Raw genomic sequence first — 20607 nt, 5'->3', positions numbered from 1 at the left:
GATGTCCACCACTGGAGCAAAGCACAAAGGAGGCCACACCGATGAATATCCCTATCCCGGCTGAAACCCCGGACCCGAATATCGACAACCCGACCTTGCCCCCCACGGAGCCGGAGCCGATTCCCGAGAAGGAACCGCCGGAAACCCAACCGCCAGCGGTGGAAGAACCACCAACGACAATGCCACCGGTGATTGTAAGAACCAGCTGACGGCGACGGGAGGCTCGCTCGAAAACAAGATATCGCCCTTCGAGCGGACCTCATGAAAAACCGAAATTTCCTTCGCTATTAAGAAAATATTGCTTAAGCCCAGCTTTATATACTGACCTCGCGAAATGCTCCCCCCACCCTTTGGGATAAGGCGTTTCAGTCCATTCTTCGTGAGGTTATATATGTCGACCATCCCTCCTCAGCTGACCCCGAACTACGTACCGTCCACCCCCGTCACTCCGGCGCACACCGATGCAACGCCTCTGGCTGAGCTGAACTCGCTGTTATCCCAGCACAACATCCACTGCATTCTGCACGCCCCGAACTCCTTTCATTCCCGCACACAGCTTGACAAAGTCCGCAGACTGTTAACTGAAGACAACATCCGGTTGATGTTGCACGGTGAGAATGCTGAAGCGAACGCCAAAACCCTCGAAGCGCTCGGTAAACAGTTAAATCCGGACATGATCAGCACCAACCTGGAATCCGCCAGGCGTGATGCGGAAGAAACCCTGATCAAGGAGCTCAGGTTGAAAGGGCTTGAAAACTTGATGAAAGCATATTCTGGCAGTGACACCGCAGATCTGCTGAACGCTTATCATAAGTCGAAAGACGATGTGGAGACCCTTGGCAAGAACCATTCAGCAATGGGACGTATGGCTGGGTTCTTGACTGGGTTTGGTAGTCTGTTGAACATGCACAGGCTCGACTCTTTACGCACAGAACGAGTGCCCGCCGAACGCCAACACGGTCCTGAAACCTACAGCGTCAACATGAAGGTCCCTTATTAAGTCAGGTCTCCTTGTCCAACAGCTTGACGATCCTTGGCATCACGCTGAACACCGCCAGGGCCAGCAAGGTACTCAACACCGCCGTCGACTCGCGGCCCATTCCCGCCGCCACCCCAATGGCGGCGGTCATCCATAACCCGGCAGCGGTGGTCAGGCCTTTGACGTGCTGGCCCTCTTCATCTTCCTTGCCCTTGAGGATCGTCCCTGCGCCGAGGAAACCAATCCCCGCGATCACCCCCTGGACCACACGACTCATGGCATCCGCCTGGTTGCCAGACATCTGCGGTACCAGCACAAACAATGCGGCGCCCATTGCCACCAGCATATGGGTGCGCACACCGGCAGCCTTGCCCTTGTGCTCGCGCTCAAACCCGAGGATGCCGCCCAACAGCGCTGCGATCAGCAGGCGAACAGTGATTTGAGTGAGCTGTTTCGCGTCGCCAAGGTCGGCGAATTCGGCCTGCAGGGTTTGCCACACTTCGTGCCACCAGGCGTCCATGGATGCTGTCCTTTATTTATGGATAAAGGATGGACAGCGGCGACCGCCAGTCAGTTGCCTTGAACCCACACACCTTGCTGCCCCCTAACCTTCATACCCCATGAAAAAGGAGACCGGCATGCCCCTGCGTATCGAAAACCAACTGTGCTACTTCATGCTCGATGACAATGGCCAGGAACAGAGCGTGCCGGCGACCCGCGTCCATATCGTTACCGACACCGACAAATCCATGTCGTACGTGGAACTGGCCGCCGAGCGGATCTATATCACCGAAGCCGAGGCCGACGCCCTGACGGTGGCAGGTGCCCATGATGGGCGCCAACATGTAAAGGCTGAAGAACCTGGTTCGCTGATTTAATTGATCTGTATCAGCACGCGCCAGATCTAGCTGCACCTCCAGCGCCATGGGGTGCAGCACATTGACGCAGGCCCATGGCCAAAGCCCATCTGATCCGCTTTTTATCGCCATACCTGAGCCTGTTATGCAAACAGACCGGCGCGCATAGTTCATCGGCCTGATGGAGGCTGATGAGCGAACGACCATGAGCGAACGAATCCCAACCGTGGAAACCTTTGAGCCGATCCACCCAAAGAAGGTGAAGGCCAAATCCAGCGACAACCTGATCCATACCCGCAGTTTCACCGGCCTGTTCCGCACCTTGCGCGTGGCTGGCGCGGGCTTTCTGTTCCTGGCGTTCTTCGGCACGGTGTGGCTGAACTGGGGTGGGCGGCAAGCCGTGCTGTGGGATTTGGCCGAGAGTAAATTCCATATTTTCGGCGCCACCTTCTGGCCCCAGGACTTCATCCTGTTATCGGCTTTGCTGATCATCTGTGCCTTCGGCCTGTTTGCGATTACGGTGTTCGCCGGCCGCGTGTGGTGTGGCTACACCTGCCCGCAAAGCTCGTTTACCTGGCTGTTCATGTGGTGCGAAAAGCTCACCGAGGGCGAGCGCAACCAGCGTATCAAGCTGCAAGCGGCGCCCTGGAGCCTGAACAAACTCGCGCGACGCTCGGCCAAACACACGTTGTGGCTGGGCATCAGCGTGCTCACCGGGCTGACCTTTGTCGGCTACTTCACGCCGATCCGCCCCCTGGCCGCCGAACTGCTGACCTGGCAAATGGGGGGCGTGAGTCTCTTCTGGGTGCTGTTTTTTACCGCCGCCACCTACATCAACGCCGGCTGGCTGCGTGAAGCGGTGTGCATGCATATGTGTCCGTATGCGCGGTTCCAGAGCGTGATGTTCGATAAAGACACCCTGACCATTTCCTACGATAGCGCCCGTGGCGAGCATCGCGGCCCGCGTAAACGCGAGGTCACGCCGGCCGCTGTCGGCCTGGGTGACTGTATTGACTGCCAGCTGTGCGTGCAGGTCTGCCCCACCGGCATCGACATCCGCGACGGCCTGCAAATGGAGTGCATCGGCTGCGCGGCGTGCATCGACGCCTGCGATTCGATCATGGACAAGATGGGCTATGCGCGGGGCTTGGTGAGCTACACCTCCGAGCATCAACTCCAAGGCGGCAAGACCCACCTGCTCAGGCCGCGCCTGATCGGCTACAGTGCGGTGCTGCTGGTGATGATTGCGGCGTTGGTGGTGGCATTGGTGGAGCGGCCAATGGTGTCGCTGGACGTGACCAAGGACCGTGGCATGTTCCGCGAGAACGCCCAGGGCCAGATCGAAAACATCTACAGCCTCAAGGTCATCAACAAGACACAGCAGCGCCAGGAATACCGGGTGGAGCTGCTGGATGCAGAGGGTTTCCAACTGCAAGGCAAGACCGAGATCAGCCTGGCACCGGGGGAAATCGTCGATGTGCCGGTTTCGGTGGCATTGCTGGCCGACAAGCCGGCGAGCAGTTCGCAGACAGTGCGCTTCAAGGTTTCGGATGTGGACGAGCCGTGGATCTACAGCGCCGCCGACAGTCGCTTTGTGGCACCGCTCAACCGCTGAGACCTCGCTATCGAAAATGATGCAGATCAAATGTGGGAGGGGGCTGGACTCATATTACCTATTTGTTTAAGGCCAACATGAAACGCTACGAAAAATTCGCCGATGACATCGCAGAACTGATCCGCTCCGGCGTGCTCGGCCCCGGCCAGCGTGTGCCGTCGGTACGCTATGCCAGCCAGACCTATGGCGTCAGCCCGTCCACGGTGTTCCAGGCCTACTACCTGTTGGAGCGTCGCGGGCTGATCCGGGCACGGCCGCGCTCCGGCTATTTCGTCAACACCCATGCACCCAGCCCGTTCTCCGAACCGGTGGTGAGCGAGCAGGTGCATGAGTCCACCGAAGTCGATGTCAGCGAACTGGTGTTCTCGGTACTCGATTCGATCAAAGACCCCAACACCGTGCCCTTCGGCTCGGCCTTCCCCAGCCCCATGCTGTTCCCGCTGCCGCGCCTGGCTCGCTCCCTGGCCAGCGCCAGCCGCGAGATGGACCCGCGTCTGGTGGTCACCGACATGTCGCCGGGCAACCCGCAACTGCGTCGGCAGATTGCCCTGCGCTATATGGTCGGCGGCCTGATGCTGCCCATGGAGGAGCTGCTGATCACCAACGGCGCCCTGGAAGCGTTGAACCTGTGCCTGCAAGCGGTCACCGAACCGGGCGACCTGGTGGCCATCGAGGCCCCGGCGTTCTACGCCTGCCTGCAAGTGCTGGAACGCCTGAAGCTCAAGGCGGTGGAAATCCCCGTGCACCCGCGCGACGGCATCGACCTCAACGCCCTGGCGCAAACCCTGGAGCGCTACCCGATCAAGGCCTGCTGGACCATGACCAGTTTCCAGAATCCCATGGGCGCCACATTGCCGGAAGCAAAGAAGCAGGCGCTGGTGGAACTGCTGCGTAGCCACCAAGTGCCGTTGATCGAGGACGACGTGTACGCCGAGCTGTACTACGGGCAGCAGGCACCCAAGCCGGCCAAGGCCTTCGACAACGAAGGCCTGGTGATGCACTGCGGCTCCTTCGCCAAGAGTCTGGCGCCGGGCTATCGCGTCGGCTGGGTGGCGGCCGGGCGCTATGCGCAGAAGGTCGAGCGCTTGAAGCTGATGACCTCGCTGTGCCCTTCGATGCCGGCGCAAGCGGCGATTGCCGACTACCTGCAACACGGCGGCTATGACCGCCACTTACGTAAACTGCGCTATGCCCTGGAAGAACAGCAAAGCGCCATGCTGGCGGCTATCGCCCGCTACTTCCCGGCGCAGACACGGGTGAGCCAGCCGGCCGGCGGGTATTTCCTGTGGCTGGAATTGCCGGAGCAGACCGATTCGTTGAAGTTGTTCCAGATGGCGCTGGCGCAAGGCATCAGCATTGCGCCGGGGCCGATCTTTTCTGCGACCCAGCGCTTTCGCAACTGTATTCGCCTGAACTACGGCAGCCCGTGGACCGAGGTCTCGGAGAAGGCGATGGATACGTTGGGGCGGATTGTGCGGTCGTTTTGAGGGATGGCGTTGCGCTTTCTGACGCCATCGGGGGCAAGCCCCCGATGGCCATGGGTATCTACACAACTTCCAGTGAATACGGAATCTATGGCAATTAGGCTTCTGTGGTGAGCGGGCTTGTCGAATCGTCGCACCGCCCGCTCACCACAGAGTTATGTGTCAGCCTTTAAGAGTTGTGTAGATACCTATGCCCCGATGGCGCCGGTACAGGCACTGCATCACTAGCGACCGCCACCCAAATCCAGAAAAGTCCCCGTGGCATACGAAGCCTTGTCCGACAGCAGCCAGATAATCGCTTCCGCCACTTCATCCGGCCGCCCGCCACGGGCCATGGGAATACCGGACTCGAGCTTGCTGACCCGGTCCGGGTCGCCGCTCAGGGCGTGGAAGTCGGTGAAGATGTAGCCGGGGCGCACCGCGTTGACGCGGATACCCTCGCCCGCCACTTCTTTCGACAGGCCGAGGGTGAAGGTGTCGAGTGCGCCCTTGGATGCGGCGTAGTCGACGTACTCACCCGGCGAACCCAGGCGTGCAGCCACCGACGACACATTGACGATACTGCCGCCCTGCCCGCCATGCTTGGGCGACATCCGCAGCACCGCGTGCTTGGCACACAGGATCGGACCGAGCACATTGGTCTTGAGAATGTTCAGGATGCGGAACTCGGACATCTCATCCACCCGCGACTTGTGCCCCACGGTGCCGGCATTGTTCACCAGCGCGGTGACCCGGCCCAGTTCGGCGTCCACGCGATGGAACAGCGCAATCACTTCATCTTCGATACTGACATCCGCGCGCACCGCAATCGCCTGGGCACCGAGGCCGCGAACCTGCTCGAGCACGCTGTGGGCGGCTTTTTCATCGGAGTGATAGTTGATGCAGATGCGATAGCCCTCGCGGGCAGCCAGCAATGCCGTCTCGGCGCCGATACCACGGCTCCCCCCGGTGATGATGAGGACTTTGTCCATGCGTGCGGTCTCCTGATCCAACCTGGTGTTTAGGGTTGGATCCGATACTAACCGTCACGCACGGCTTTTGTCAGGCGCCGCTGCATCTTCGCCGCGCTGGATATGGGCCATGAAACCGTCCGCCGGCAACGGGTGGCCGAGCAGGTAGCCTTGCAGGGAGTTACACCCCAACCGCGTGAGAAAACTCTGCTGCACATCGGTTTCCACGCCTTCGGCGACGATTCGCAGCCCCAGCGCCTGGCCCAAGGCAACAATGGCAGACACGATGGCGGCGTCGTCGCTGTCATGCTCCAGGTCACGCACAAAACCACGGTCGATCTTCAACTCGTTGGCCGGCAGGCGCTTGAGGTACATCAGGCTGGAGTAGCCCGTGCCGAAATCGTCGATGGACAGGTCCACGCCCATGTCCGACAGCTGCTGCAACACCGTCATGCTCGCATCGGCGTCGCTCATCGCGGTGGTCTCGGTGATTTCCAGGGTCAGGCTGTTGGCCGGCAACCGGTGCCGGGCGAGTGCGCCGGCCACGCTGTTGACCAGCCCGGCGTGGCAAAACTGCAACGCCGACAAGTTCACCGCGATGCGCCAGTGCTCATAACCCTGGGCGTACCACAGGCTCATTTGGCGACAGGCTTCATTGAGCACCCATTCGCCGATGGGGATGATCAGGCCGGTTTTTTCCGCCAGTTCGATAAAAGTCGCCGGCAACAACAAGCCTTGTTGCGGATGCTCCCAGCGCACCAGCGCTTCGGCGCCCACCGGGATCCCACTGATCGCATCAAACTTGGGCTGGTAATACAGCCGGAACTGCTCGTGCTCAAGAGCATTGCGCAGGTCTTGCAGCAGCTGCAATTGCTTGCGCGCATTGGTGTTCATCGACACATCAAAGAAGCTGTAGCCGTTCTTGCCCATGCCCTTGGCATGGTACATGGCGGCGTCGGCGTTCATCAGCAGTTCCTGGGGGGTGTTGCCATTGCCCGGGAACATGGCGATGCCGACGCTGGCGGAAATCTTCAGCTCATGCTCGGCCACCTGGAACGCGCGGTTGATCAGCACCACCTGGCGTTCGGCAAGGCCGAGGGCATCGTCGGGCTGGGTCAACTGCACCAGCAATACAAACTCATCGCCGCCGATGCGCGCCAGGGTGTCGTGACTGCGCAGGTCTTCGCGCAGGCGCAGGCCGACTTCGCGCAACAACTGGTCGCCCATGTGATGGCCAAAAGCATCGTTGACCGGCTTGAAGCCATCCAGGTCGATGAACATCAGGGCAAAGCAACCGCCCTGCTCCTTTACCGCCTCGATGGTCTGTTGAATACAGATCGGCCAGCAAGGTGCGATTGGGCAGGCCGGTGAGCATATCGTGCAGGGCCAGGTGGGTCAGTTCCTGGTTGGCTTGGGTCAACGAGTCGGCGAGCACCGCAGTACGGGCTTCCAGGCGCGCGTCGAGCAACGACGTCAGCAACGCGATGGCCAGTACCGCCAGGGTCGTCACCAACACCAGGTTATCCAGGCCCTTGCCGCTCAAGCCATCCAGCACGGCGGCGCAGTAACTTTCATCGGCAAAGCCTGCGGCCGCCATGCCGGTGTAATGCATGCCGACGATTGCAAAGCCCATCACCACCGCCGCACCACCACGGGCCAGGCGTACATAAGGCGTGTTGCGGCGCAGGTTGAACGCAATCAACAGTGCGGCTCCGGACGCCCCCACCGCGATCAGCAACGACAGGCCAAATAGCGTGGGGTCATAGTCGATGCCCGGCGTCATGCGCATCGCGGCCATGCCGGTGTAGTGCATGCTGGCAATACCGCTGCCCATGACCAGCGCGCCAAACGCCAGTTGCCAGGCAGGCAAACGCGCTTGGCTGACCAGCCATAATGCAAAGCCGCAGGACAATACCGCGATCAACAACGACAGCGCGGTGATACCGATGTCGAAGCCCAAGGCAAACGGCAGGCGCAACGCCAGCATGCCGATAAAGTGCATGGACCAGACGCCTACCCCCATCGCCATGGCCCCGCCGGCTATCCATAAATACACAGCGCGCCCCTTGGCGGTCGCGATGCGGCCGGTGAGGTCCAGGGCGGTGTAGGAAGCGAGGATCGCGACAAACAGCGAGATCGCGACCAGCGAGGGGGAATAGCTACCGATAAGCATGGGACTTCTCGTGGGCAACGGACCCGAAACGCCCGTACCAAGTGGCAAAGCGGGCGATTGTAGCGAGAATAATTCTTGAACAGTTGATTAATTATCAGAGGGCCATTAGTGGCAGTTTGACGCCAATCTACTGATTGAAATTACCCACACACTGCGTTCCCACACACGTGAGAACGATCAATCAATCCTTCTCGGCAATCGGCGTCTGCCCATCCCAACCACCGCCCAGCGCGGCGATCAGTTGCACGCTGGCCACCAGGCGGCTCTGCAACAGGGTCAACACGGTGCGCTCGTTACTCAGCGCCGTGGCCTGGACCGTCACCACATCCAGATAGGCAATCAGCCCGGCCTTGTACTGGTTCTGGGTCAAGCGCAGCGATTCTCGGGCGGCCTCGAGGGCTTCGTTGCTGACCACCGCCTCGTCTTCCAGCACCTTAAGCTGGACCATGTAGTTTTCCACTTCACGGAAGCCGTCGAGCACGGTCTGGCGGTACTTGGCCACGGTTTCGTCGTAGGACGCCACGGTGCGGTCGACTTCCGCCGAGCGTTGGCCGCCGTCGAACAGGGTCATGGCCAGTTTCGGCCCTACCGACCAGAAGCGGTTCGGCAGGCTGATCCAGTCGGCATAGGTGCTGCTGGAATAGCCGCCGGCCAGGCTCAGCGTCAGGTCCGGGTAATAGGCGGCCTTGGCCACGCCAATATTGGCGTTGGCGGCGATCACCGAGCGTTCGGCCGAGGCGATGTCCGGGCGCCGTTCAAGCAATTGCGACGGCAGGCTGACCGGAATCTGCGGCAGGGCCGGGATGTCCTTGCTCACCGCCAGGCTGAAGTTGGCCGGTGCCTCGCCGATCAACACGGCGATGGCGTTTTCCAGTTGGGCACGTTGCCAGATCAGGTCGATCAGGCTGGCCTGGGTGGTCTTGAGCTGGGTTTGCGCCTGGGCCACCGCGTCCTTGCCGGAAACCCCGGCGCGGTATTGGTTTTCGGTCATTTGCAGGGAGCGCTGGTAGGTGTCCAGCGTGGCTTGCAGCAGGCGGGTCTGCTCGTCCATGACCCGCAGTTGCAGGTAGCTTTGCACCAGTTCCGACTGTTGGCTCAGGCGCATCGCGGCCAGATCCGCCGAGCTGGCTTCGGCACTGGCCTCGTTGGCCTCCAGGCCACGGCGCAACTTGCCCCAGATATCGGCTTCCCAGCTCACGCCGAGCTGCGCGTTGAGGGTGTCACGGATCCCGCTGCTGGAACTGCTGAGGCTGGCGCTGCTGCTGCCGGTGCCCTGGCTGGCGCGGGTTTTGCCCGCGCTCAGGTCGACGCTGGGGTAAAACGCCCCGCGTGAACTGCGCACCAGGGCCTGGGCCTGGCGAAAACGCGCTTCGGCCTGGGCCACGGTCTGGTTGGAATTATTCAGGCGCAGCACCAGGTCGTTGAGTTGGCGGTCGCCATACAGCTCCCACCAGGCGCCACGGGCCAGGGAATCACTCGGCGCGGCCTGGCGCCAGCCCTGGGCTTCCTTGAACTGCGCGGGTTCAGTGACTTCCGGGCGTTTGTAATCCGGGCCGACGGCACAGGCGCTGAGCAACAACGCCAACCCTACTGTAGGAGCGAGCTTGCTCGCGAAGGTCGTTAACGATAACGCGCCGAGCCTGAATGAACGCGGTGCCTGCCGTTTTTTCGCGAGCAAGCTCGCTCCTACAGGGATGAGTGCCGTGTCGGAAGCCCGCAGTGCATTGGCGTTGGTTGAATCGGTCATAGCGCAGTGTCCAGGGCAGCATCGGTACGCACGCCGCGCCAGGCATTGAAACGGTGGCGCGCGCGGTCGAGATAGAGGTAAACCACCGGGGTGGTGTAGAGGGTCAGGACCTGGCTGAAAATCAGGCCGCCAATGATGGTCAGGCCCAGGGGATGGCGCATTTCCGCGCCATCGCCGGTGCCCAGCAGCAATGGCAAGGCGCCGAGGATGGCCGCCAGGGTGGTCATCAGGATCGGCCGCAGACGCAACAGGCAGGCGCTGCGAATCGATTCCAGCGGGCCTAGCCCATCGTTGCGTTCCAGCTGCAACGCCAGGTCGATCATCAGGATCGCGTTCTTCTTCACCACCCCGATCAACAGGAACAGGCCGAGCAGGGAAATCAGGCTGAACTCCCCTCCCGTCAGGTAGATGGCAAGCATCGCGCCGACGCCGGCCGACGGCAGGGTCGAGAGGATCGTCAGCGGATGAATGTAGCTCTCATACAGAATGCCAAGCACCAGGTACACCGCCACCAGCGCGCCGAGGATCATGAACGGCTGGCCCTTCTGCGTGGCCGCAAAGGCATCGGCAGTGCCGGCCATCTTGGCGATCACATCTTCCGGCAGGCCGACCTTGGCAATCGCCCGCTCGATGGCCGCCGTGCCCTGCTCTACCGTGACCCCGGGGGCCATGTCGAAGGCGATGTTTTCCGAGGCGAACTGGCCTTCGTGGCTGACGCGGTCGTCCGCCAGGCTGTTCTCGTAATGGGCAATGGTCGACAACGGCACCCGCGCGCCGCTGGAGGTGATCACCTGCATCTGGTTGAGGGTGATCGGGTCCTGGGCGTATTTGGGGTTGACCTCCATCACCACCTGGTACTGGTTGAGGCTGTCGTAGATGGTGGAAATCTGCCGCTGGCTGTAGGCGTTGTTGAGCACCGCGGTGACCATGTCCATGTCGATGCCCAGGCGCTTGGCCTGGTCACGGTCGACAATCAGCGTGACCTGGGCCGCGCCGCGTCCTTCACGGGCGTCAATGGCGGTCAGTTCCGGCAGCTCACGCAGCGCCGCAACCACTTTCGGGTACCACAGGCGCAGCGCGGCCAGGTCGCCGCTTTGCAGGATGTAGGAATACTGCGCGCTGGTCTGGTCACGGCTGCCGCCGAATTGCAGGTCCTGGTCGGCCATCAGGAACAGGCGCCCGCCCGGCACCAGCGGTACATCCTTGCGCAGGCGCTCGATCACCGCCTGGGCGGACACCTTGCGTTCGCTGATGGGCTTGAGGCGGACCAGCATCACCGCGTTGTTGGTACCGTTGTTGCCGCCGATAAAGCCGGCCACGCTGAGCACCGCTGGGTCGTTGAGCACCGCCTTGCGGAAGATTTCCATCTTCGGCTGCATGACGCTGAACGACAGGCCGTCGTCCCCGCGCACAAAGCCGATCAATTGGCCGGTGTCCTGTTGCGGCATAAAGGTCTTCGGGACCACCACGTACAGCGCCACGTTCACGCCAATGGTCAGCAGCAGGCTGAGCAAGGTCAGGCGGCGATGGCGCAGCACCCAGTCCAGGCTGGTGGCGTAGCCGGCCACCATGCGGTCGTTGATCTTCTGGCTCCAGCGCTGCAGGCCGGTCATCTGCCCTTTCACGTGGGGCTTGAGCCAACGGGCGCAGAGCATCGGCGTCAACGTCAGCGACACGATCAGCGAAACGATGATCGCCGCCGACAAGGTGATGGAAAACTCGCGGAACAAGTTGGTGACGATCCCGCCCATGAACAGGATCGAGAGGAACACCGCCACCAGCGATACGTTCATCGACAGCAAGGTAAACCCGACTTCCTCGGCACCCAGGTAGGCGGCCTTCATCGGTGGCACGCCCGCGTCGATATGCCGGGAAATGTTCTCCAGCACCACAATGGCATCGTCCACCACCAGGCCGGTGGCCAGGATCAGCGCCATCAGCGAGAAGTTGTTCAGTGAGAACCCGTACAGGTACATGATCGCGAACGTGCCCACCAGCGACACCGGCACCGCCAGGGTTGGAATCAGCGAGGCGCGGAAGTTGCCGAGGAACAGGTACACCACCAGGATCACCAGCCCCACCGCAATCAGCAGGGTCATCTCGGCTTCATGCAGGGTCGCGGTGATCACCGGCGAGCGGTCCATGGCAAGGCTGAGCTTGACGCTGGACGGCAGCACCGCCTGCAACGCCGGCAGTTGCGCCTTGATCTGCCTGACGGTCTCGATGATGTTGGCGCCGGACTGGCGGTTGATCACCAGCAGCACCGCCGAATCATTGTTGAAGAAGCCACTGTTGTAGCGGTCCTCCACGCCGTCGCTGATCTTCGCCACATCCTTGAGGCGCAGGGCGGCGCCGTCCTGGTAGCGAATCAGCAGCGGCTCGTAATCCTTGGCCTTTTCCAGCTGGTCGTTGGCCTGGATCTGCCAGTTGCGCTCGCCGTCTTCCAGGGAGCCCTTGGGCCGACGCTGGTTGGCATTGGCGATGGTGTTGCGCACGTCGTCCAGGGCCACGCCGTACTGGTCGAGGGCCTTGGGTTCCAGCTCGATACGCACCGCCGGCAGGGAGCTGCCGCCGATCTGCACTTCGCCCACCCCCGGCACCTGGGACAGGCTTTGGGAGAGGATGGTCGAGGCCAGGTCGTACAGCTGGCCCTTCTGCAACACGTCCGAGGTCAGCGACAGCACCATGATCGGCGCCTGGGACGGGTTGATCTTCTTGTAGGTGGGCATGCTGCGCATGCCGCTGGGCAGCAGGTTGCGCGAAGCGTTGATCGCCGCCTGCACTTCCCGCGCGGCGCCGTTGATATCACGGTCGGAGTCGAACGCCAGGATCACCCGGGTGGAGCCCTGGCTCGACGAACTGCTCATGGTGGTGATGCCGGCAATCGCGCCGAAGGAACGCTCCAGCGGCGTGGCCACCGTGGAGGCCATCACCTCGGGGCTGGCGCCGGGCAGGCTGGCCGAGACCACGATCACCGGGAAATCGATCTGTGGCAGCGGCGACACCGGCAGCAGGTTGAAGCTGACCCCGCCCAGCAACATGATCGCCAGGCTCAGCAGCAGGGTCGCTACCGGCCGGCGAATGAAAGGTCCGGACAGGTTCATGACTCAACCGGCTCCAGGCTTTGCGGCTCTTTGCGCCAGCGGCGGCCGAGGCGATCGAAATACAGGTAGATCACCGGCGTGGTGAACAGCGTCAACACCTGGCTCACCAGCAGGCCGCCGACCATCACCAGGCCCAGGGGCTGGCGCAGTTCGGCACCGGAGCCGGTAGCGAGCATCAACGGCACTGCACCGAACAGGGCGGCCAGGGTAGTCATCAGGATCGGCCGGAAGCGCAGCAGCGCCGCCTGGTAGATCGCGGTCTGCGGGTCCAGGCCCTGGTTGCGTTCGGCGTCGAGGGCGAAGTCGATCATCATGATCGCGTTCTTCTTGACGATACCGATCAGCAAAATGATGCCGATGATCGCGATCATGCCCAGGTCATTGCCGCTGAGCAGCAAGGCCAGCAAGGCCCCCACTGCCGCCGACGGCAAGGTCGAGAGAATGGTGATCGGGTGGATATAGCTCTCGTAGAGCACGCCCAGCACGATGTACATGGTGACCACCGCTGCCAGGATCAGCAGCAAGGTGCTCGACAGCGACGCTTCGAATGCCTGGGCAGCGCCCTGGAACTGGGTCTGCACGCCCACCGGCATGCCGATGTCCTTCTGCGCCTGGTTGATCAGCTCCACGCCTTTGCCCAGGGCAACGCCGGGGGCCAGGTTGAACGACATCATCACCGCCGGGAACTGGCCGATATGCGCAATCGCCAACTGCGCCTGGCGCTGTTCCACATGGGCGAGGCTGGACAGGCGCACCTGGCCGCCGTCGGTGGTCTTCACATGGATCTGGTTCAGCGCCGCCGGGCCCAGGGTTTCCCCCGACTGGGCCTGCAAGACCACGCGGTACTGGCTGGCCTGGGTGTAGATGGTGGAAATCTGCCGCTGGCCGAACGCGTCATACAGAGCATCGGTGATGGTCGACACACTGACGCCCAGGCGCGAGGCCGCATCGCGGTCGATCACCAGGTACACCTGCAGCCCCTTGTCCTGCAGGTCGCTGGCGACGTCTGTGAGCTCCGGCATCTGGCTCAGTGCGTGCACCAGCTTGCCGCTCCACAGGGCCAGCAGGTCGGCGTCCGGCGAGGACATGCTGAACTGGTACTGGGTGCGGCTGACACGGTCTTCGATGGTCAGGTCCTGCACCGGCTGCATGAACAGGCGGATTCCCACCAGCTTGTCGATTTGCGGTTGCAGGCGCGTGATCACCTGGGCCGCGCTCAAGTCGCGCTGGCCGTGGGGCTTGAGGTTGATCAGCAAGCGGCCGCTGTTGAGGGTGGCGTTATCGCCATCCACGCCGATATAGGACGACAGGCTTTCCACCGCCGGGTCGGTGAGAATGATCTGCGCCAGTTCCTGCTGGCGCTGGCTCATGGCGGCGAATGAAATCGACTGCGGCGCTTCGGAAATACCCTGGATCACCCCGGTGTCCTGCACCGGGAAAAAGCCCTTGGGCACCACCAGGTACAGCACCACGGTCAGGCCCAGGGTCGCAATGGCCACCAGCAGGGTCAGCGGCTGGTGCCTGAGCACCCATTGCAACTTGCGCCCGTAGGCTTCGATCAGCCAGTCGATCCAGGCGCCGCTGGCCTTGTAGAAACGGCTCTGCTCTTCTTCCTTGGGCTCGCGCTTGAGCAAACGCGCGCACATCATCGGCGTGAGCGTGAGGGACACCACCAGGGAAATAAGGATCGCCACCGCCAGGGTGATGGCAAATTCGCGGAACAGCCGTCCCACCACATCAGCCATGAACAGCAGCGGGATCAATACGGCGATCAGTGACAGGGTCAGGGAGATCAGGGTGAAGCCGATCTGCCTGGCGCCCTTGAGCGCGGCGGCCAGCGGCGTCTCGCCTTCCTCGATATAGCGGGAAATGTTCTCCAGCATCACGATGGCATCGTCCACCACGAAACCGGTGGCAATGGTCAGGGCCATCAGCGTCAGGTTATTGATGGAGAACCCGGCCAGGTACATCACCCCGAAGGTGCCCACCAGCGACAGCGGCACGGCAATCGACGGGATGATCGTGGCGCTGACCCGCCGCAGGAACAGGAACGTCACCATCACCACCAGGGCAATGGCGATCAGCAATTCGTGCTGCACATCGGTGACCGAGGCGCGGATGGTCTGGGTGCGATCGGTCAGCACCGTCACGTCGAGGCCGGCCGGCAGGTTGTCGGTGATGCTCGGCAGCAGCGCCTTGATGCGGTCGACCACCTCGATCACGTTGGCGCCCGGTTGGCGCTGGATATTGAGGAGTACGGCCTGGTTTTCATTGGCCCAGGCGGCAAGGCGTTCGTTTTCGGCGCCGTCGACGATCTGCGCCACATCCTTGAGGCGCAGAGGCGCGCCATTGTTGTAGGCCAGGATCAGCTCGGCGTATTGCTGGGGCGACACCAACTGGTCGTTGGCATCGAGCATCGACACCCGCGTGGGGCCGTCGAAGTTGCCTTTGGGCTGGTTGACGTTGGACGCGGCGATCAGGGTGCGCACATCGGAGAGGTTCAAGCCGTTGGCCGCCAAGGCTTCGGGGTTGACCTTGATGCGCACGGCCTGGCGCTGGCCACCGGCGATGCTGACCATGCCGACGCCGCTGATCTGCGCGATCTTCTGCGCCATGCGTGTGTCGACCAGGTCATTGAGCTTGGGCAGCAGCATGGTCTTGGAGGTAATGGCCAGGGTCAGCACCGGGGTATCCGCCGGGTTGACCTTGTTGTACACCGGCGGTGCCGGCAAATCCTTGGGCAGCAGGTTGGTGGCGGCGTTGATCGCAGCCTGCACCTGTTGCTCGGCGACATCCATATTGATGTCGAGGTTGAAACGCAGGGTCAGCACCGAGGCGCCGCCGGAACTGGTGGACGCCATCTGGGTCAGGCCGGGCATCTGCCCGAACTGGCGCTCAAGGGGCGCGGTGACCGCGCTGGTCATCACATCGGGGCTGGCACCGGGGTACAGGGTCATCACCCGGATGGTCGGGTAATCCACCTGAGGCAGCGCCGAGACCGGCAACAAGCGGTAGGAAATAATGCCGGCCAAAACAATCGCCAGCATGCTCAGCGTGGTGGCGACCGGACGAAGGATAAACAGCCGCGACAGGTTCATGAACCGACCTTTTGCGCCTTGCCGGCGGTGGTGCCGGTCTCCCCTTTAGCCGCCGGCTTGCCTTGCAGGTGTTCGGTGGGCGTCGTCGGCACTTCGCTGCTGTCGTTGACCACTTCGATCTCGCTGCCGTCCTTGAGGCGGTCGGTGCCTTCCAGCACCACACGGTCGCCGGCGACCAGGCCTTCCTTGATCACAGTGTTGTCGCCATCGGTGTCACCCACCACCAGCGGCTGGACCTTGACCTTCTTGTCGCCATCGAGCTTGTAGACAAAGGTGCCGGTGTTGCCGAACTGAATCGCGGCGGACGGCGCCAGCACCACGTTGTGCAAGGTATCGGCGAGCAAATGCACGTTGACGAACTGGTTGGGGAACAGCGCCTGGTCCTTGTTATCGAAACGCGCCTTGAATTTCAGGGTGCCGGTGGTGACGTCGATCTGGTTGTCCAGGCTTTGCAGCACACCAGTGGCCTGCCGCTTGACGTCGCCACGGTCCCAGGCTTCCACGGGCAGCTTGTTGCCGGCGTGATAACGGGCGAGCACGGTTTCCAGGGTGTTTTCCGGCAGGGTGAAGGCCACGCTGATCGGTTGGGTCTGGGTGATCACCGCGAGGAAGGTGGTGTCGTTGGCCGCCACCAGGTTGCCCACATCGACCTGGCGCAAGCCGACGCGACCACTGATAGGCGCGCGGATCTTGGTGAACTCGAGGTTGAGCTTGGCGTCGTCCACCGCGCCCTGGTTGGTCTTGACCGTGCCCTGGTATTGCAGGACCAGCGCTTCGGCGGTGTCCAGGGTCTGCTTGGCGATACTGTCCTGGGTGTACAGGTCGCGATAACGCTGCACGTCGACCTGGGCGTTTTTCAACTGGGCCTGGTTCTGCATCAGCGTGCCCTGGGCCTGGAGCAAGGCATTCTGGTAGCTGCGCGGGTCGATCTCGGCCAGCAGGTCGCCGGCCTTGACCATCTGCCCTTCTTCAAAGGCGATCTTGACCAGCTCGCCACCCACCCTGCTGCGCACATTGATGGTATTGAGCGCGGTGACCGTGCCCAAGGCCTTGTAGTACACCGGGAACTCCCCCAGCACCGCTGGCGCTACACGCACCGGCACCGGGCCGGTGGACCCGCCGAACCCCGGGCGCGCCATGCCGGTTTTACCGGTATGCCCGGCCGGTGCGTCTTTGTGGGCGGCGCCGCCTGGCCAGAATTTCCAGCACAGGCCGGCGATAACCAGCAGCACGAGCAGGCCGAACAGCCAGCGGCGGGAGTTGCGGGGGGAGGATTGCATGGAGTGATCAACCATTGGGCGCGAGAGCTTCTTCTTCGGGAGGCTGAAAGATAAGCACTGGAGCGCGTTAAGAAAAGCGCCTTTACCGGCTATTTACCTTGGGCTTACAACTTTTAACTTCTGCGGCTTAGTCTGCGGGCTATTTCGCTAAACGTCTGAGCCACAAATAAAAACGGCCTGGACTAGGCCAGGCCGCAATCATGTCTTACGGGTGTTACTGCAAAACGACAGTAACGCGCCGCAACAGTTACTTCAAAACAGCCAGGGCCGCTTCGTAGTTCGGCTCCTGGCCGATTTCCGAAACCAGTTCGCTGTGCAGCACGGTGTTATTTTCGTCCAGCACCACGACCGCACGGGCGGTCAGGCCCTTGAGCGGGCCATCGGTAATCGCTACGCCGTAATCGACGGCAAAACCAGGGTCACGGAAGTCCGACAGGTTCTTCACGTTTTCCAGGCCTTCGGCGCCGCAGAAACGCGCCTGGGCGAATGGCAGGTCGGTGGAGATGCACAGTACGACGGCGTTGTTCAGCTCGTTGGCCTGGGCGTTGAACTTGCGTACCGACGTGGCGCAGGTCGGGGTGTCGACGCTTGGGAAGATATTCAGCACTTTGCGCTTGCCGGCAAAGGTAGCCAGGGTTGCATCCGACAGATCGCCGGCGGTCAGGGTGAAGTCTGCTGCTTCAGAGCCGACTTTCGGCAATTCGCCTTCAACCTGGACAGGGTTACCGCGAAGAGTGACTTGAGCCATGAACAGAATCCTTATGCTGGGTTTTGGTTAAACGAATTCGAGAGGCGGAAGTTAACCACAAAGTACCGTGGCTACCTACCGCCAGACACAAATTGTCATGCCACGCGGTTGTGGTTTAATTGCGCGCTTTGCGCCTGCCCTCCAAGGAAACCGTTTCTAATGAATCAGCCCGCCACCAAAGTCCTGGTCATTGGTTATGTCTGGCCGGAGCCCCGTTCCTCGGCCGCGGGCGGGCATATGATGCAGATCCTTGAAACTTTTCTTACACAAGGTTGGGATATTACCTTCAGCAGCCCGGCAGCACTGGGCGAGCACAAGGCCGACCTGCTGGCGCTGGGCATCGCCGAATGCGCGATCGAGCTCAATAGCAGCAGCTTTGACGACTTTGTCCGCGAGTTGGCTCCGGATATCGTGCTGTTCGACCGGTTCATGATGGAAGAACAGTTTGGCTGGCGCGTGGAGAAGTGTTGCCCCGACGCCCTGCGCGTGCTGGAAACCTCCGACCTGCAAAGCCTGCGCGACGCCCGTCAGCAGCGCCTCAAGGCGCACCTCAAGGCCCACCCGGGCAGCGACGACTTCAGCGCGCTGTTCGCCCCGGCCCTGGAGCAGGCGTTCCAACTGATGGCCGACACCGACCTGGCCAAGCGCGAAATCGCCGCGATTTATCGCTGCGACATCAGCCTGATGATCTCCGACGTGGAAATCCGCCTGCTCACCGAACAATTCAAGCTACCCGCCGCCCTGCTCCACTGGTGCCCGCTGATGATGACGCCGCCAACCGAGGCCTTCGTACCGTTCGAAGAGCGTGCGCACTTCCTCAGCATCGGTAACTTCCGCCATGCGCCGAACTGGGACGCCGTACTGTGGATGAAGAACAGCGTCTGGCCAATAATTCGCCAGCAATTGCCGGGCGCCCAGCTGCATATCTACGGCGCCTACACCCCGCCCAAGGCCACCGCCCTGCACAACCCGGCGCAGGGCTTTCATGTGATGAACTGGGCCGAAGATGCCCTGCAAGTGATGAGCGCCGCGCGCATCTGCCTCGCGCCCCTGCGCTTTGGCGCGGGTATCAAGGGCAAGCTGGCCGATGCGATGCTGTGCGGCACGCCCAACATCACTACCCCCATCGGCGCGGAGGCCATGGGCGATGAGCGGCCATGGCCCGGCGCCATCGAGCAATGCGCCGAAGCCCTGGCGGCGGCGGCCGTGGCGCTTTATCAGGATCGCGAACGCTGGACCCAGGCCCAGCAGGATGGGCGCCAACTGATTGCCGGCCGTTATGACCGCACTGTCCACGGGCCTGCACTGGTGGAGTGCCTGCAACACTGCCGCAGCCACCTCGCCGCCCATCGCCGCAGCAACTTCACCGGCAGCATGCTGCGCCACCATGCGCATAAAAGTACGCAGTACATGTCCCAGTGGATCGAGGCGAAAAACCGTAGCCTGTAAACCGCGGCGCTGGCGAGGTCGTGCGCGAGGGGGCATTATCCCAAGCAGCAACCACAATAAAGCGACGGCAGCATGACCCGAGCAACGCGAATCACCGACCCTTCCTACGAGCTGATGGACGATCACAACGGCCTGTCCATCATCTATCGCCAGCATGGTTTCCCCTGCCCGCTGGTGCGCTGGCATTTCCACAAGGAATACGAGCTTCACCTGATCGTCGCCAGTTCCGGCAAGGTGTTTATTGGCGACTATATCGGCAACTTCTATCCGGAGAGCCTGTTCCTCACGGGGCCCAACCTGCCCCACAACTGGATCAGCCAGGTGGAGGAAGACGAAGTGGTGCCCAAGCGCGACATGCTGGTGAACTTCACCGATGAGCTGTTCGAGCAGGGCAGCCATATTTTTGCCGAGCTCAAGACCTTGACGCCCATGCTGGAACGCGCGCAGTCCGGCATTGAGTTTCGCTGCAAGAAAACCATCGCCCAGGCCATGACCCTGATGCAGCGTATCGAAGACGCCCGGGGCATGGCGCGCCTGGGGCACTTCTTTATCCTGCTGGAAGTGTTGAGTAGCTGTGAGGACTACCAGTTGCTGTCCGGCGTGACCACGCCGCAACTGGCGGATGAACATAGTATCGACCGCACCAACCGCGCGGTGGACTACATTTTCGCCCACTACGCGCGCGAGTTGCCCCTGGAGGAAGTGGCGGAACACCTGGGGATGAAGCCGACGTACTTTTCCCGGGTGTTCAAGCAGGCGACCGGGCGCACGTTTATCGAGTTTGTAAATCGGCTGCGCATCAGCAAGTCCTGCGAGCTTCTGGCCGATGGCGACAAGGCCGTGACGGATGTGTGTTTCGAGTCGGGTTTCAACAATATTTCCAACTTCAACCGGCGCTTTCAGCAGCTCAAGGGGATGACCCCCTCTCACTACCGCCGTTTGGCAGTTCAGCGTCTGACGGAACAAAACCTGGCCTGACCCAGCACCTAAACAGGTGCTTACAAAGCGTGTCGGCAATTCCCACCCCAAACAGGAACGTGGAACAAGCCCCAGGCCACTTAGCGAAGTGCCTCTCTCGTTTAACCAGCAAGAGGGGAACTCAATCTACGCAGGCATAGGGTAG

Annotated in this window: 14 protein-coding genes and 1 pseudogene; 7 read left to right on the top strand and 8 right to left on the bottom strand. The window is 61.8% G+C overall.

Annotation, left to right across the window (positions count from 1 at the left end; genetic code table 11):
* The first annotated feature begins 41 nt into the window (after positions 1-41).
* Together F6S08_RS14645 and F6S08_RS14640 are read left to right on the top strand one after the other, a co-directional pair.
* Complete coding sequence (locus tag F6S08_RS14645; RefSeq protein WP_162844262.1) at positions 42-209, top strand: hypothetical protein; 168 nt, start codon at positions 42-44, stop codon at positions 207-209.
* 182 nt (positions 210-391) lie between these two features.
* The gene (locus F6S08_RS14640; protein WP_065927840.1) at positions 392-1000 is read left to right on the top strand and encodes a hypothetical protein; all 609 of its coding nucleotides are present in this window, start codon (positions 392-394) and stop codon (positions 998-1000) included.
* 1 nt (position 1001) lies between these two features.
* Here F6S08_RS14640 and F6S08_RS14635 read toward each other — a convergent pair whose 3' ends face one another.
* Complete coding sequence (locus tag F6S08_RS14635; RefSeq protein WP_065927841.1) at positions 1002-1499, bottom strand: MgtC/SapB family protein; 498 nt, start codon at positions 1497-1499, stop codon at positions 1002-1004.
* Between the two features lie 118 nt (positions 1500-1617).
* Here F6S08_RS14635 and F6S08_RS14630 point away from each other — a divergent pair, with 118 nt between their 5' ends.
* From F6S08_RS14630 to mapR, 3 genes are all read left to right on the top strand, one after another.
* Entirely contained in the window at positions 1618-1857 is a 240-nt protein-coding gene (locus tag F6S08_RS14630) for a DUF3203 family protein (protein WP_027606388.1), read from the top strand.
* Positions 1858-2041: 184 nt separating this feature from the next.
* On the top strand, positions 2042-3451 hold the full coding sequence (ccoG, locus tag F6S08_RS14625; protein ID WP_315871793.1) for a cytochrome c oxidase accessory protein CcoG: 1410 nt from the start codon (positions 2042-2044) through the stop codon (positions 3449-3451).
* 77 nt (positions 3452-3528) lie between these two features.
* On the top strand, positions 3529-4938 hold the full coding sequence (gene mapR / locus F6S08_RS14620; protein ID WP_315871792.1) for a GntR family transcriptional regulator MpaR: 1410 nt from the start codon (positions 3529-3531) through the stop codon (positions 4936-4938).
* Between the two features lie 221 nt (positions 4939-5159).
* Here the strand turns inward: mapR and F6S08_RS14615 are convergent, their stop codons facing one another.
* The 7 genes and pseudogenes from F6S08_RS14615 to tpx form a co-directional block, all read right to left on the bottom strand.
* A complete protein-coding gene (locus tag F6S08_RS14615) occupies positions 5160-5906 on the bottom strand; it encodes an SDR family oxidoreductase (protein WP_065927843.1) in 747 nt (248 codons plus the stop codon).
* Between the two features lie 54 nt (positions 5907-5960).
* Positions 5961-8058 (bottom strand): annotated as a pseudogene (locus F6S08_RS14610) (putative bifunctional diguanylate cyclase/phosphodiesterase).
* 181 nt (positions 8059-8239) lie between these two features.
* Complete coding sequence (locus F6S08_RS14605; protein WP_083244951.1) at positions 8240-9805, bottom strand: efflux transporter outer membrane subunit; 1566 nt, start codon at positions 9803-9805, stop codon at positions 8240-8242.
* Positions 9802-12909, bottom strand: a complete 3108-nt coding sequence (locus F6S08_RS14600; protein ID WP_065927845.1) for an efflux RND transporter permease subunit — start codon at positions 12907-12909, stop codon at positions 9802-9804. Before F6S08_RS14600 ends, F6S08_RS14605 begins: the two co-directional genes overlap by 4 nt.
* The gene (locus tag F6S08_RS14595; protein ID WP_065927846.1) at positions 12906-16007 is read right to left on the bottom strand and encodes an MdtB/MuxB family multidrug efflux RND transporter permease subunit; all 3102 of its coding nucleotides are present in this window, start codon (positions 16005-16007) and stop codon (positions 12906-12908) included. Before F6S08_RS14595 ends, F6S08_RS14600 begins: the two co-directional genes overlap by 4 nt.
* Positions 16004-17302, bottom strand: a complete 1299-nt coding sequence (locus F6S08_RS14590; protein WP_065927847.1) for an MdtA/MuxA family multidrug efflux RND transporter periplasmic adaptor subunit — start codon at positions 17300-17302, stop codon at positions 16004-16006. The genes F6S08_RS14595 and F6S08_RS14590 overlap by 4 nt, the downstream gene beginning before the upstream one ends.
* 232 nt (positions 17303-17534) lie before the next feature.
* A complete protein-coding gene (gene tpx, locus F6S08_RS14585; RefSeq protein WP_065927848.1) occupies positions 17535-18035 on the bottom strand; it encodes a thiol peroxidase in 501 nt (166 codons plus the stop codon).
* 159 nt (positions 18036-18194) lie between these two features.
* On the opposite strand from tpx, the gene F6S08_RS14580 reads away from it, so the two are divergent.
* Entirely contained in the window at positions 18195-19484 is a 1290-nt protein-coding gene (locus tag F6S08_RS14580) for a glycosyltransferase (RefSeq protein ID WP_315871791.1), read from the top strand.
* 72 nt (positions 19485-19556) lie between these two features.
* Positions 19557-20462, top strand: a complete 906-nt coding sequence (locus F6S08_RS14575; protein ID WP_027606399.1) for an AraC family transcriptional regulator — start codon at positions 19557-19559, stop codon at positions 20460-20462.
* Positions 20463-20607: the final 145 nt, after the last annotated feature.

Origin of the sequence: Pseudomonas sp. JV449 (genome assembly GCF_032424295.1) — a bacterium.
GTDB classification, from domain to species: domain Bacteria; phylum Pseudomonadota; class Gammaproteobacteria; order Pseudomonadales; family Pseudomonadaceae; genus Aquipseudomonas; species Aquipseudomonas marginalis.
This window is presented reverse-complemented; position numbering and strand designations above follow the sequence as displayed.

Coding starts and splice junctions, on each gene's coding strand:
- F6S08_RS14645 (WP_162844262.1), top strand. CDS start 42: ATGAATATCCCTATCCCGGCTGAAACCCCGGACCCGAATATCGACAAC.
- F6S08_RS14640 (WP_065927840.1), top strand. CDS start 392: ATGTCGACCATCCCTCCTCAGCTGACCCCGAACTACGTACCGTCCACC.
- F6S08_RS14635 (WP_065927841.1), bottom strand. CDS start 1,499: ATGGACGCCTGGTGGCACGAAGTGTGGCAAACCCTGCAGGCCGAATTC.
- F6S08_RS14630 (WP_027606388.1), top strand. CDS start 1,618: ATGCCCCTGCGTATCGAAAACCAACTGTGCTACTTCATGCTCGATGAC.
- ccoG (WP_315871793.1), top strand. CDS start 2,042: ATGAGCGAACGAATCCCAACCGTGGAAACCTTTGAGCCGATCCACCCA.
- mapR (WP_315871792.1), top strand. CDS start 3,529: ATGAAACGCTACGAAAAATTCGCCGATGACATCGCAGAACTGATCCGC.
- F6S08_RS14615 (WP_065927843.1), bottom strand. CDS start 5,906: ATGGACAAAGTCCTCATCATCACCGGGGGGAGCCGTGGTATCGGCGCC.
- F6S08_RS14605 (WP_083244951.1), bottom strand. CDS start 9,805: ATGACCGATTCAACCAACGCCAATGCACTGCGGGCTTCCGACACGGCA.
- F6S08_RS14600 (WP_065927845.1), bottom strand. CDS start 12,909: ATGAACCTGTCCGGACCTTTCATTCGCCGGCCGGTAGCGACCCTGCTG.
- F6S08_RS14595 (WP_065927846.1), bottom strand. CDS start 16,007: ATGAACCTGTCGCGGCTGTTTATCCTTCGTCCGGTCGCCACCACGCTG.
- F6S08_RS14590 (WP_065927847.1), bottom strand. CDS start 17,302: ATGGTTGATCACTCCATGCAATCCTCCCCCCGCAACTCCCGCCGCTGG.
- tpx (WP_065927848.1), bottom strand. CDS start 18,035: ATGGCTCAAGTCACTCTTCGCGGTAACCCTGTCCAGGTTGAAGGCGAA.
- F6S08_RS14580 (WP_315871791.1), top strand. CDS start 18,195: ATGAATCAGCCCGCCACCAAAGTCCTGGTCATTGGTTATGTCTGGCCG.
- F6S08_RS14575 (WP_027606399.1), top strand. CDS start 19,557: ATGACCCGAGCAACGCGAATCACCGACCCTTCCTACGAGCTGATGGAC.